10 protein-coding genes are annotated in these 12,844 nt (G+C 73.5%); 3 read left to right on the forward strand and 7 right to left on the reverse strand.

All coding sequences use genetic code 11. The features are described from left to right. The first annotated feature begins 158 nt into the window (after positions 1-158). Complete coding sequence (locus PV341_RS38290) at positions 159-1,265, forward strand: ADP-ribosylglycohydrolase family protein (RefSeq protein WP_500331531.1); 1,107 nt, start codon at positions 159-161, stop codon at positions 1,263-1,265. Positions 1,266-1,278: 13 nt separating this feature from the next. Here PV341_RS38290 and PV341_RS38295 read toward each other — a convergent pair whose 3' ends face one another. The 7 genes from PV341_RS38295 to PV341_RS38325 all read right to left on the reverse strand — a co-directional run bounded on the left by PV341_RS38295 (position 1,279) and on the right by PV341_RS38325 (position 9,219). Beyond that, positions 1,279-2,109 carry a TIGR03619 family F420-dependent LLM class oxidoreductase gene (locus PV341_RS38295; protein WP_500331529.1) on the reverse strand — a complete coding sequence of 277 codons (831 nt, stop codon included), beginning with the start codon at positions 2,107-2,109 and terminating at the stop codon, positions 1,279-1,281. Between the two features lie 99 nt (positions 2,110-2,208). Then, positions 2,209-3,948 carry an N-acyl-D-amino-acid deacylase family protein gene (locus PV341_RS38300; RefSeq protein WP_500331527.1) on the reverse strand — a complete coding sequence of 580 codons (1,740 nt, stop codon included), beginning with the start codon at positions 3,946-3,948 and terminating at the stop codon, positions 2,209-2,211. A 160-nt stretch (positions 3,949-4,108) separates the two neighbouring features. Continuing rightward, positions 4,109-5,230 carry an LLM class flavin-dependent oxidoreductase gene (locus PV341_RS38305; protein ID WP_500331525.1) on the reverse strand — a complete coding sequence of 374 codons (1,122 nt, stop codon included), beginning with the start codon at positions 5,228-5,230 and terminating at the stop codon, positions 4,109-4,111. Positions 5,231-5,322: 92 nt separating this feature from the next. Continuing rightward, positions 5,323-6,087 carry an SDR family NAD(P)-dependent oxidoreductase gene (locus PV341_RS38310; protein ID WP_500360227.1) on the reverse strand — a complete coding sequence of 255 codons (765 nt, stop codon included), beginning with the start codon at positions 6,085-6,087 and terminating at the stop codon, positions 5,323-5,325. Positions 6,088-6,099: 12 nt separating this feature from the next. Continuing rightward, on the reverse strand, positions 6,100-6,972 hold the full coding sequence (locus PV341_RS38315; protein ID WP_500331521.1) for a TIGR03619 family F420-dependent LLM class oxidoreductase: 873 nt from the start codon (positions 6,970-6,972) through the stop codon (positions 6,100-6,102). Positions 6,973-7,183: 211 nt separating this feature from the next. Next, entirely contained in the window at positions 7,184-8,392 is a 1,209-nt protein-coding gene (locus PV341_RS38320) for an amidohydrolase family protein (RefSeq protein WP_500360229.1), read from the reverse strand. Then, entirely contained in the window at positions 8,296-9,219 is a 924-nt protein-coding gene (locus PV341_RS38325) for an AMP-binding protein (protein ID WP_500360230.1), read from the reverse strand. The genes PV341_RS38320 and PV341_RS38325 overlap by 97 nt, the downstream gene beginning before the upstream one ends. Before the next feature lie 302 nt (positions 9,220-9,521). Between PV341_RS38325 and afsR the strand changes: the two genes are divergently transcribed. After that, on the forward strand, positions 9,522-12,458 hold the full coding sequence (afsR, locus tag PV341_RS38330) for an SARP-family global regulator AfsR (RefSeq protein WP_500331517.1): 2,937 nt from the start codon (positions 9,522-9,524) through the stop codon (positions 12,456-12,458). 174 nt (positions 12,459-12,632) lie between these two features. After that, positions 12,633-12,767 carry a hypothetical protein gene (locus tag PV341_RS38335; RefSeq protein ID WP_500331516.1) on the forward strand — a complete coding sequence of 45 codons (135 nt, stop codon included), beginning with the start codon at positions 12,633-12,635 and terminating at the stop codon, positions 12,765-12,767. Positions 12,768-12,844: the final 77 nt, after the last annotated feature.

Below are 12,844 nucleotides of genomic sequence, written 5' to 3' on the forward strand. Positions count from 1 at the left end.
CCGGAATGTGGTCGGTCACGCATCGGCGAAGGCCCCCGTTGCCACGGCAGCGGGGGCCTTCGCCGATGCGTGACCGACCACATTCCGGTCGTGACCGGAAGCCGACCGATCTGGGTCGATTACAGTGCTTGGTCGGGTCGAGCAGAGAGGCGTCGGACATGGTCGGGGCCATATGGGGGCGTGCCGAGCAGCAGGACTTCCGCAGCCGGGTACGCGGTTGTCTGCTCGGTGGTGCGATCGGCGACGCCCTCGGCGCCGGCGTCGAGTCCGACTCCCTGGCCGCCCTGCGGCAGGCGCACGGGAAGGACGGGGTCACCGACTACGTCCCGGCGTACGGGCGGCGGGGGGCCGTCACCGACGGCACCCAGATGACGCTGTTCACCGCCGAGGGCCTGATACGCGCCCAGGTGCGCCGCGACGCCGGGGCCTGGCACCCGCCCACCGACGTGCACCGGGCCCACCTGCGCTGGGCGGCCACCCAGAACGACTGGGGGCCCGACGAGCGCCGCAAGGACGCCGGCTGGCTGGCCCGCGAGGAGTGGCTGTACGCGCGCCGCGGCCCCGGGAAGGCCTGCCTGACCGGGCTCGGCGACGAGCGGATGGGCACCCTCGACGACCCCAAGAACCCGGACGCCAAGGGCTGCGGCGCGGTCGTACGGTCCGCGCCCTTCGGGCTGCTGGTCGGCTGGGAGCCGCAACTGGTGTTCCAGCTCGCCGTCGAGTGCGCCGCGCAGACGCACGGTCATCCCACCGGCGTCCTGGCCGCCGGGGCGTTCGCCGTCATCGTCCACGGCCTGGCCCGCGGCGAGGCCCTGGACGGCGCCGTGCAGCACACGCTGGCCCTGATCGCGGCGCGCCCCGGGCACGAGGAGACCTCCGTGGCACTGCAGGCCGCCCTCGGCGCCGTACGCCAGGGGCTGCCCGGCGCGGAGCGGGTGGAGTCCCTGGGCGCGGGCCGGACCGCCGAGGAGGCACTCGCCGTCGGCGTCTACTGCGCCCTGGTCGCCGAGGACGTCCGGCACGGACTGCTGCTGGCGGTCAACCACTCCGGGGACAGCGACTCCACCGGTTCGATCTGCGGCAACCTGCTGGGCGTGCAGCACGGCGAGACCGCCCTGCCCCCGGCCTGGACCGCGGAACTGGAGGGCCGGGGCACCGTCCTCCAGCTCGCCGACGACTTCGCCATGGAGATGACGCAGGGCCCCGCGCTGCACGGTCCCGGCGGCGCGTCCGCGGCGTGGCTGGAGCGCTACCCCGGCACCTGAGCGCCGGCCGAGGTCAGGTGTACTGCGCGTAGTCGTCGAGCGTGCGCAGCACGTCCGCCGTTCCCGCGGACGGCAGTTGCAGCACGACCTCCTCCAGACCCTGGTCCCGGTAGTACGCCAGCTTGCCCGGACTGGGGCGCACGGCGTACGGCACGACCTGGAGCGCCTTGGCGTCCCGGCCGGCGTCCTCCCACACCCGGCGCAGCCGCGGCACGCTCTCCGCCAGCCCGCCCCCGCCGATCGGCATCCAGCCGTCGGCGTACTCGGCGATGTGCGCGAACAGCGCGGGGCCCCCGGCGCCGCCGCACAGGATGCGGGGCCGCCCGCCCGACGCGGGCTTGGGCCAGGCGTGGCTGGCCGCGACCCGGCAGGACCCGCCCTCGTACGCGGTCGGTTCCGGCGCCCACAGGGCGTGCATGAGGGCCATCCGCTCCCGCACCAGTTCCCGGCGGCGCGGCCAGTCGACCCCGTGGTCGGCGGCCTCCTCGACGTTCCAGCCGAAGCCGACGCCGAGGGTGAACCGGCCGCCGGAGAGGAAGTCCAGGCTCGCGACCTGTTTGGCCAGCACGATCGGATCGTGCTGCGCGACCAGCGTGATCCCGGTGCCCAGCCGCAGCCGGTGGGTGACGGCTGCGGCGGCGGACAGGCCCACGAAGGGGTCGAGCGTGCGGCCGTACTCCGGCGGCAGCGGGCCGCCCATCGGCGCGGGGGTGCGGCGGCTGACCGGGATGTGCGTGTGCTCCGGGAGGTACAGGCCGTCGAAGCCGCGCTCCTCCAGTTCCCGGGCGAGCCGGACGGCGGGGACGGAGTGGTCGGTCAGGAAGATCGTCGTGGCGATCCGCATGGCGTCGTCGCACCTCCCGTGCTGTGGGCCAGTGTTATGCCCGTGCCGCGCGGCACGGACACCCGCGGCACGGCGTCCCGCCACGGGGGCGGCCCGGGGTCACACGCCCGTGGGGACCGTGCGGGTGTCCCGTCCGGAACGCAGGACCCGGCCGGGGACGGCCCCCGTGATCCCGTCGTCGCGGATCGTCTCCACGCCGCCCACCCGCACGCTGACCACGCCCCGGGCCCTGGAGTCCAGCCGCGGGCTGTCGCCCGGCAGGTCGTGCACGAGGGTGGCGGTGCCCGCGTCGATCCGCTCGGGGTCGAACAGCACCAGGTCGGCGTGGTACCCCTCCGCGACCCGGCCGCGCCCGCGGAGCCCGAACAGCCGCGCCGGGTCGTCGGTGAGCATCCGCACCGCCTTCTCCAGCGGGACCAGCCGGCGGCCGCGCAGGCAGTCGCCGAGGAACCGGGTGGTGTACGGCGCCCCGCACATGCGGTCCAGGTGGGCACCCGCGTCGGAGCCCCCGAGCAGCACGTCCTCGTGCTCCCAGGTGTTCCGGCGCAGCTCCCAGCTGTCCGGGTCGTTGTCGGTGGGCATGGGCCACAGCACCGTCCGCAACCCGTCGGCCGCGCAGATCTCGACGAGGGTGCGGAAGGGGTCCTGGCCCCGTTCGGCGGCGATGTCCCGCACGACCCGGCCGCTGACGCCGGCCCGCCGGTTCTCCTCGGAGTACGTGTCCCCGATGACGTACCGCCCGAAGTCGGCGAGCCGGCGGAAGACACCCGCCTCGGGGCTGCCGGCGCGCCGGAGCATCCCCGCGCGGACCTCGGGGTCGCGGAGCCGGGCGATGCGCTCGGGGACGGGCAGGGAGAGGATCTCGCCCCAGCCGGGGATGAGGTTGAGGGCGCAGAAGGTGCCGAGCGACATGTTCATCGGGGTCAGGATGGGCATCGTCAGCGCGACGACGCGGCCCCCGGCCTTGCGGGCCCGCTCGGAGGCCTGCAGCTGGCGGGGCACACGGTCCGGGACGGCCGCGTCGACGGTCAGCACGTTCCAGTTGAGCGGGCGGCCCGCGGCCACGGTCATGTCGACGAAGAGGTCGATCTCGTCGTCGGAGAAGGTGTCCAGGCAACCGGCGACGATCGCCTCGATCTGCGTGCCCTCGTGCTCCCCGACGGCCCGGGAGAGCGCGAGCAGTTCCGCGGGCCGGGCGTGCCGCGAGGCCACCGGGCGGCCGTCGCCGTCGGAGTGGGTGGCGGACTGGGTCGTCGACAGGCCCCAGCCGCCGGCCTCCATGGACTCGTGGAAGAGCCGCAGCATGCGGTCGAGCTGGTCCGGTGAGGGCTGCCCGCCGACGGCGTCGGGCCCCATGACGTAGCGGCGCAGCGCGCAGTGGCCCACCATGAAACCGGCGTTGACGGCGATCCGGCCCTCCAGGGCGTCCAGGTAGTCGCCGAAGCCGTGCCAGCTCCAGTCGACCCCGGACTCCAGGGCCTTCAGCGACATCCCCTCGACCTTGGACATCATCCGGCGGGTGTAGTCGGCGTCCTGCGGCTTGAGCGGCGCCAGGGTGAAACCGCAGTTGCCGCCGGCGACGGTGGTGACCCCGTGGTTCATGGAGGGGGTCGCGAAGGGGTCCCAGAACAGCTGGGCGTCGTAGTGGGTGTGCGGGTCGACGAAGCCCGGGGCGAGGACCAGCCCGGTCGCGTCCTCGGTGGTCCGTGCGGGCTCCTCGGTCCGGCCGGGCGGCGTGACCGTGACGACGCGGCCGTCCCGCAGGCCGACGTCGGCCGTACGGGCCGGGGCACCGGTGCCGTCGACGAGCGTCGCGCCGCGGATCAGGTGGTCGAGCATGCGTGGTCCCTCCTCCTGCTGGGGCCGCGGGCGGGCCGCCCGCCGCGCGGGTGTGGCCCCCGGCCGTCCCCGGGCGCGGCGGGCCGCCGCCGCGGTGCCGGTCCGGACGGGGGCCGGGCGGCGGTCCGGGAAGGCGCCGCCCTGTCGGTGGCCCGCGGCGTCACGCCGCCCGGCGGAAGCGGGTCGTCCGGTGCACCGGGTCCGTGTCGATCTTGGGGATGACGTGCTCCCCCACCAGCTTGATCGTGCGCATCGTGTCCTCGAAGGGGACGCCCACCGGCAGCCCGAACGACAGCTGGTCGGCCCCCGCGGACTCCCAGCGCTTGCACTGCTTGAGCGCGTCGTCCGGGTCGCCGCAGATCATCAGCTCCTCGTCGAGGAGCATCTCGATGAGCTCCTCGGTGTACGTCGGCAGCAGCTCCGGCCACTGCGGGATGTACTCCGGGCGCGGGAAGGTGTCGTGGTAGCGGAAGACCAGCGACTGCAGGTAGTTGAGGTTGCTGCTCGCGGCGACACGGATCGCTTCCTTGCGGGTCTCGGCGACGATCGCGGTGGTCGTCACCATGACGTTGTCGTTGACGAAGTCCCCGATGGGCTCGGCGTCGCGCACCGCGGTCTTGTACTGCTCCAGCACCCACTCCATGTCGGAGACCTTCTGGACGCTGAAGCCCAGCACGCCCAGGCCCTTGCGGGCGGCCATGGCGTAGGAGGGCGGCGAGCCCGCGGCGTACCACATGGCCGGGTGCGACGTCCCGTACGGCTTGGGGAACACCTTGCGGGGCGGCAGGGACCAGTGCTTGCCCTGGAAGCCCGGGTACTCCTCGTTGAGCCACATCTTGGGGAACTCGCCGACGGTCTCCTCCCAGATCTCCTTGGTGGCGTTCATGTCCGTGACGCCGGGGAGGAAGCCGAGGATCTCGTGGCTGCCGGCGCCGCGGCCGGTGCCGAACTCGAAGCGCCCGTCCGAGAGGTGGTCGAGCATGGCGACCTTCTCCGCGACCTTCACCGGGTGGTTGACCTGCGGGAGCGGGTTGAAGATGCCCGACCCGAGGTGGATCCGCTCGGTGGCGTGGGTGAGGTAGCCGATGTAGACGTCGTTGGCGGACAGGTGCGAGTACTCCTCGAGGAAGTGGTGCTCGCTGAACCAGGCGTACTTGAAGCCCGACCGGTCCGCCTGCACGACGTACTCGGTCTCCTCCATCAGCGCGTGGTGCTCGGCCTGCGGGTCGACCTCCGAGCGGAACTTGGGCACATATCCCTGTACGAAGATCCCGAATTCCAAGGGGTTCACCGTCCCTAGCTTTTCTGACGGATCGTCAGATTCCCGCTCCGACTCTTCCACCGGCGGCGGGGGAGGTCAATACCCGATCGCCGTCAGAAGAGCGAGACCCCGGCCAGCCAGCCGCCGTCGATGACGAACGGCTGCCCGGTGACGTACGAGGAGTCGTCACTGGTCAGGAAGAGCGCGAGCCGGGCGACCTCCTCCGGGCGCCCGATCCGGGCGAGCGGCACGAGCTTGCCGTACAGCTGGTCCAGGGCCTCCGCGGGCACGCCCTCCCCGGGGTTGGACATGGGGGTGTCGATCGCACCCGGGCACATCGCGTTGACCCGGATGCCCTTGGGCGCCAGCTCCAAGGCGGCCACCCGCGTCATGCCGACGACGGCCGCCTTGGTCGCGGCGTACGAGGTCACCCCGGCCATGCCGGCCAGCGCCACGTAGGAGGCGGTGTTCACGATGGTGCCGCCGCCGGCCGCCGCGAGCAGCGGGGCCACGGTGCGCATCCCCAGGAAGGCACCGACTTGGTTGACCAGGACGACCTCCTGGAACTCCGCGAGCGGGGTGTCGACGAGTTCGTTGAAGCGCAGGATGCCGGCGTTGTTGACCAGCCCGTCCAGCCGCCCGAAGGCCTCGGTGGCGACGTCCAGGGCCGCGACCCAGTCCGCCTCGCTCGTCACGTCCAGGTGGACGTAGCGCGCCCGGTCGCCGCCGATCCCCTCCGCCACGGCGGCACCCCGCTCGTTCAGCACGTCCCCGAGGACGACCCGCGCCCCCTCCGCCGCGAAGAGCAGCGCCTCCTGCTCGCCCTGCCCACGCGCCGCGCCGGTGATCAGCACGACCCGGCCGTCCAGCTTGCCCATGTCCGTCACTCCCTACGCGTCGAGGTGCGGCGCCACGCCGTCGGCGAACGCCTCCATCTGGTCGAGCAGTTCCGCCGCTCCCCGGACGCGGAACCTCACCTGGATCTGGTCCACCCCCATCGCGCCGTACTCCCGCAGCGACTCGGCCACCGCCTGCGGCTTCCCGGTCAGCGTGCGCCGCCCCACCGGCCACCCCGGCTCGCCGACGTACAACGGCTCCGCGATCACCCCGATGGTGATCGGCGTCCCGCCGCGCAGTTCCCGCAGCCGGGCGATCTGCGCTGGCATGGCCTTCCGGGAGTCCCCCTGGGGCAGCCAGCCGTCGCCCTTGAGCGCCGCGCGCCGCACCGCCGCGGGCGACGACCCCCCGACCCACACCGGGACCGGGCGCTGCACCGGCTCCGGCTTCTGCTCCCCCGCCGCGAAGTGCGCCCGCACCGCGTCGATCGCCTCGTCCAGCAGGGGCCCGCGCCGCTCGAAGTCCACCCCAAGGGCCTCGAACTCCTCCCGGACGTGCCCGGCCCCGACCCCGAGGATCAGCCGGCCGCCGCAGAGGTGGTCCAGCGTCGCGTACTGCTTGGCGGTCAACAGCGGATGCCGCAGTCCGATCACCGCGACGTGGCTCAGCAGCCGCACCCGCGTCGTCACGGCGGCCAGGAAGGCCAGCGTGGCGACCGGGTCGTACCAGGTGGGGCTCATCGCGGGGGCGAGCCGGGGCGGGATCGCCACGTGGTCGCAGCACCCGATGTACGCGAAGCCGAGCCGGTCCGCCGCCCGCGCGACGTCCACCAGGTCGCCCGGCGGCGCCGCGGCCTCCCACGGCTCCGCGTAGAGGGTGCTGAGCGATTGCACCGGCAGCTGCATGCCGTACGCGGTCTTGGTCATGCCGCCATGGTCGGACCTGACGGTCCGTCAGACAAGGGGTCGGGCCGGGCCGGCGCCGGCGCCGGTCAGCGCGCGGCGAACCCGTCGAAGGGCGCGCCGATGCCGAACGCCGACAGCCGCGGGCCGTCGGCGTCCTCCCGGATGACGGGAGAAGCCCACCAGGCGCCGCGCACCGTGCGCGACGCGGCCGCCGACAGCAGGCGGGACCTCCTCAGCCGGCGGCCCCGCCCTGCCCGGACCACAAACCTTCCAGGGTCAGCCCCAGCAGCTCGATCGCGTTGCCGCGTACGATCCGCTCGACGACGTCCGGGGCGAGGTGCCCCATCTGGGCCTCGCCGACCTCACGGGACTTGGGCCAGGTCGAGTCGGAGTGCGGGTAGTCGGTCTCGTACAGGACGTTGCCGACACCGATCGCGTCGATGTTGCGCAGGCCCACCGCGTCGTCGAAGAAGCACCCGTATATGTGCTCCCGGAACAGCTCCGAGGGCGGCCGCAGCACCTTGTCGGCCACGCCGCCCCAGCCCCGGTTCTCCTCCCAGACGACGTCGGCGCGCTCCAGGATGTACGGGATCCAGCCGATCTGGCCTTCCGCGTACATGATCCGCAAGGAGGGGAAGCGGTCGAAGATCCCCGACATCAGCCAGTCGACCATGGAGAAGCAGCAGTTGGCGAAGGTGATCGTGGAGCCGACCGCGGGCGGCGCGTCGGCGGAGGTGGACGGCATGCGCGAGGAGGAGCCGATGTGCATCGCGATGACGGTGCCGGTCTCGTCGCAGGCACGCAGGAAGGGGTCCCACGCGTCGGTGTGCACGGACGGCAGCCCCAGGTGCGGCGGGATCTCGGAGAAGCAGACCGCCCGCACCCCGCGCTCGGCGTTGCGGCGCACCTCCGCGGCGGCCAGATCCGCGTCCCACAACGGGATGAGGGTGAGCGGGATCAGCCGGCCCCCGGCCTGCGGGCCGCACCACTCCTCGACCATCCAGTCGTTGTAGGCGCGCACGCACAGCAACCCCAGTTCCCGGTCCTTGGCCTCGGTGAACGTCTGGCCGCAGAACCGCGGGAAGGTGGGGAAGCACAGGGCGGACTGCACGTGGTTGACGTCCATGTCCGCCAGCCGCTCGGGGACGCTGTAGGAACCGGGGCGCATCTGCTCGTAGGTGATCGCCTCCAGCCGCACCTCGTCCCTGCTGTACCCGACGGCGGTGTCCAGCCGGGTCAGGGGGCGCCGCAGGTCCTCGTAGACCCACCAGTCGGCGACGGGACCCTCGTCACCCGGCTCACCCATGCGCGGGGTGAACCTGCCCCCGACGAAGGTCATCGACCTCAGGGGCGCGCGCACGATGCGCGGCGCGCTGTCCCGGTACGCCGACGGGAGCCGGTCCCGCCAGACGCCGGGGGGCTCGACCGTGTGGTCGTCCACCGAAATGATCCTCGGGAAGGTCTCCATGGGCTCACGGTAGCGCGAATCTGACGGGTCGTCAGTAGGTCTGTGGGCGGCCCGTCTTTGTGTGCGGCGCCGTTGTGGTTGCGCTTTGGGGTTTCCCCGCCGCCCGGCGCAAGCAGAAGCATGCGCCACACCGCGTCCTCCAACCCGTGCACGGAGGCGATCCACCCCAGGCTGTCCTCCGGGGTCCCCCGGCCCGCCGCGACCGCCAGCTCACCCACCGCGTCCGCGAGGTCGCCGTGCCGCAGCGCGGGCTCCATGCGGCCCCCGCCCAGCCCGTCGGCGACGTACCGCTCGTAGCCGGGCGCCGTGCGCAGGACGCCGACCGGGCGCCACTCCTGCGCCAGGCGGTCGACCGGCTCACCGCCCACCCGGCGCCCGTCGGCCTCCACGACCTGGGTGCGCGAGCGGTCCACCGAGAGCGCGGTCCACGCGTCGGCACCGGTGAGCACCATCGCGGGGCGGCAGCGGTCGACGGCCTCCGCGACCGTCCCCGCCCCGTCCGGGCCGCCGCCGACCAGCGGCACCGCCGCCATCCCGGCGTACAGGCAGCCGTAGAACGCCCCGGCGAGGTCCGCGCCCTGCGGATAGGCGAGCAGCACCCGGCTGCCCGGCGGCACCAGCCGTCCCAGCCGCGCCGCGACCGCGCGGGCACGGCGGTCCAGCGCGGCGAAGTCGCAGTCGTACGGCGCGTACGGTCGCCCCTCCGGATGCCGGACGGCCCGGCGGCGCAAGGCGGGACCGGGCAGCCGGTACACCGAGGGCGCCGGCGCACCGCCGCTGCGGCTCCGCGGTCCGCTCACGGCCTGCGGCACACAACGCGAGCACATGGGCGGCTCCCCACCTCCCCGGACGGAACACCCGTCAGACCGACGGCATATGCCCGCACTTCACATGAAACTGGACCGAACATTCCCCGCTACTCCCTGGAACGCCCCTCCCGAAAGCCACCCATAGGTGACCGCGTACAGGTTGAGGCGGCAAACTGGCACAAGCGGCGGAACCGATCGGGATGGTCCCGCCGTCCGTGAAGACTGTTCCGGCTCGTGATGAACGATCGATATACGCGCTCGTCGCGAAGGTACGGCGGCACCTGGGGGCAGGCATGGCAAGCGGTAAGGACCACGGCGGAGCGCTGCGCTTCGCGGTCCTCGGCCCGGTGCGGGCCTGGCGCGGCACGGAGCCGATCTCCGCCGGGTCGCCACAGCAGAAGGCGCTGCTCGGCGCGCTGCTGCTGCGTGGCGGCCGCACGGCCACCGCGCAGGAACTGCTGGACGCCGTCTGGGGCGAGGACCCACCGCCCACCGCGCTGGCGGCGCTGCGCAGTTACGCCTTCCGCCTCCGCAAGGCCCTCGGCGCCGACGCCCTGGCCACCGTCGACGGCGGCTACGTGCTGCACCCGGGCGACGGCTTCGACCTCGTCCTCGCCGAACGGCACCAGGCCGCGGCCGAGAAGGCCCGCGCGGCGGGCGACCTGGCCACCGCCCGCGAGGAACTGCGCGGCGCGCTGGCCCTCTTCGACGGCGAGCCCCTGGCCGGGCTCCCCGGCCCGTACGCCGAGACCCAGCGCACCCGCCTGCTGGAATGGCGGCTGCAGCTCACCGAGAGCTGCCTCGACCTGGACCTGCAGGCCGGCTGCCACGCCGAGGCCGTCTCCGAACTCACCGTCCTGTCGGCGGAGCACCCGCTGCGCGAACGACCGCGTGCCCTGCTGATGCTCGCGCTGTACCGCAGCGGGCGGCAGGCCGAGGCGCTGGGCGTCTACGCCGACACCCGCCGCCTCCTCGACGACGAGCTGGGCGTCGACCCGGGCGCCGAGCTCACCGAGCTGCACCAGCGCGTGCTGGAGGCCGACCCGTCGCTGCTGCCGCCGCCCGTCCCGCAGGCCGAGGCGGTCGCCGAGCCGGTGCGGCCGGCCCAGCTGCCCGCCACCGTGGCCGACTTCACCGGCCGGGACGCCTTCGTCCGCGAGCTCGCCGAACGCCTGGGCGCGGCCTCGGTGGACGGCGGGGTCATGTCGGTCTCCGCCGTCGCCGGCATCGGCGGCGTCGGCAAGACGACCCTCGCCGTCCACGTCGCCCACGCCGTTGCGGGCACCTTCCCCGACGGCCAGCTCTACGTGGACCTCCAGGGCACCGACGCCCGGCCCGCCGAACCGGAGACGGTGCTCGCCTCCTTCCTGCGCTCCCTCGGCGTCACCGACTCCGCGATACCCGAGTCCCTCGCCGACCGCGCCGCGCTCTACCGATCCACCCTCGCGGGCCGCCGGATCCTGGCCCTGCTGGACAACGCCCACGACGCCGCCCAGGTCCGCCACCTCCTGCCGGGCACTCCCGGCTGCGCCGCGCTGATCACCAGCCGGGTCCGCATGGTCGACCTGGCCGGGGCCCACCTGGTCGACCTCGACGTCATGAGCCCGGAAGAGGCCCTGCTGCTCTTCACCCGCATCGTCGGGGAGGAGCGCGTCGCCGCCGAACGCCAGGCCGCCCTCGACGTCGTCGCCGCCTGCGGCTTCCTGCCGCTCGCCATCCGCATCGCCGCCTCCCGCCTGGCCACCCGCCGCACCTGGACGGTCGCCTTCCTCGCCCGCAAGCTCAGCGACGAACGCCGCCGCCTGGACGAGCTCAAGGCCGGCGACCTCGCCGTCAAGGCCACCTTCGAACTCGGCTACGGCCAGCTCACCGCGCAGCAGGCCCGCGCCTTCCGCCTGCTGGCCCTCGCTGACGGCCCGGACATCTCCCTGGAGGCGGCGGCGGCCGTCCTCGACCTGGACGTCTACGACGCCGAGGAACTGCTGGAGACTCTGGTCGACATCAGCCTGATCGAGTCCGCCGCACCCGCCCGCTACCGCTACCACGACCTGGTCCGCCTGTACGCCCGCGACTGCGCCGAGCGCCACGAGGGGGAGGACGCCCGCTGCGCCGCCGTGTCCCGGCTGCTGGACTTCTACCTCGCGTCGGCAATGTGCGCCTACGAGCTGGAGAACCCCGGCGACCGCCTGCTCGCGCACCTCGCCCCCGTGGGCCGCGGGGGACTGCCGTTCGGCTCCCGCGAGGAGGGCCTGGACTGGCTGTTCACCGAGGCGCCCAGTCTCGTCGCCGCCGTCCGGCAGGCTGCCGCCGGGGGTTGCGAGGGCCCGATGCGGCGGGCCGTCGACCTGCTGCTCGTGAGCCAGGACCTGATGGAGTCCGGGATCTACGCGCGCCAATACGAGCAGGCGACGCGCGCCCTCGTCGCGACGGCCGACGCTTGCGGTGAACCGCTCGTGGAGGGCCGGGCCCGCGTGCTGCTGGGCCAGCAGTACATCCTGGCCGGACAGTTGGAGGAGGCCGACCGGGAGGCCGAACGCAGCCTCGTGCTGGGGCGGGCCGTGGGCGACGCTCTGACCAGTAGTTACGCCCCCAATCTGCGCGGGATGGTGGCCCTCGCGTGGCGGCGCTTCCAGGACTGCGCGGACCACCACTCCCAGGCACTGGAGGCCTTCGTGGCCGACGGCAACCGGCACGGCGGCGCCGCCGCGCTGAGCAACCTGTCCCGCGCGCAGATCGAACTCGGGGACGTCTCCGCCGCCGTGGCCTCGGCGGAGCGGGCCCTGTCGATCTACCGTGACCTGCGGGCCGGATTCCGCCTCGGCAACGGGCTGTACGCACTCGCCATCGCGCTGACGGCGGCCGGCCGCCGCGAGGAGGCCCTGGCGGCGCTCTCCGAGGCGCTCCCCGCTTTCAGGGCGGCCCGGCAGCGCTTCTGGGAGGCCATGTCCCTCTTCCGCATGGCGGAGGTGCACCTGTCCTCCGGCGCCCACCGCCAATCGGCGGCGCTGGCCGAGCAGTCGCTGAACGCGCTGCGCGACCTCGGGGGCGAGCTCTACCGCGCGAAGGTGCTCACCGTCCTCGGTCGCGCCCTCGCGGGGGCGGGCCAGGTGGACCGTGCCCGCGCCTGCTGGCGGGACGCCCTGGCGGCCTTCGTCACGCTGGGCTCCCCCGACGCCGACGAGGTACGGAGCCTGCTGCACGGTCCGGCCGCCCCGGCGATCGCCGTGTAGCGGTTCCGCACCACGCAACACCGCTGATACAGGACATCAACAGTTCCGTTTATCGGTTGATTATCGACGCCTGCCACGATTCCATCACTGCAAGAGCTGCCCGCCTGGTAGCGCACGGGGGTCGTTGCCAGGCGGGCTTCGTATCGGCCCAGTTCCACCCACAGGGGAGGCACCATGAGCGAGACGGCACCCGAGTCCGGCTCCACCGTCGAGGAAGAACCGGAAGTCGTCGAGACCGAAGAGACCGAGGAGCCCAAGGTCAAGGGCGACGACACCACGGTCAAGCCCGACAACTGGCACTCGCCCTGACCGGCGCCTGACACGGGGACGGCCGGCCCGAGGGGGGCACGGGGACAGCACGACAGGGGCACGGGGGACAGCACGAC

The organism is Streptomyces sp. PA03-1a (assembly GCF_033792805.1).
Classification (GTDB): domain Bacteria; phylum Actinomycetota; class Actinomycetes; order Streptomycetales; family Streptomycetaceae; genus Actinacidiphila.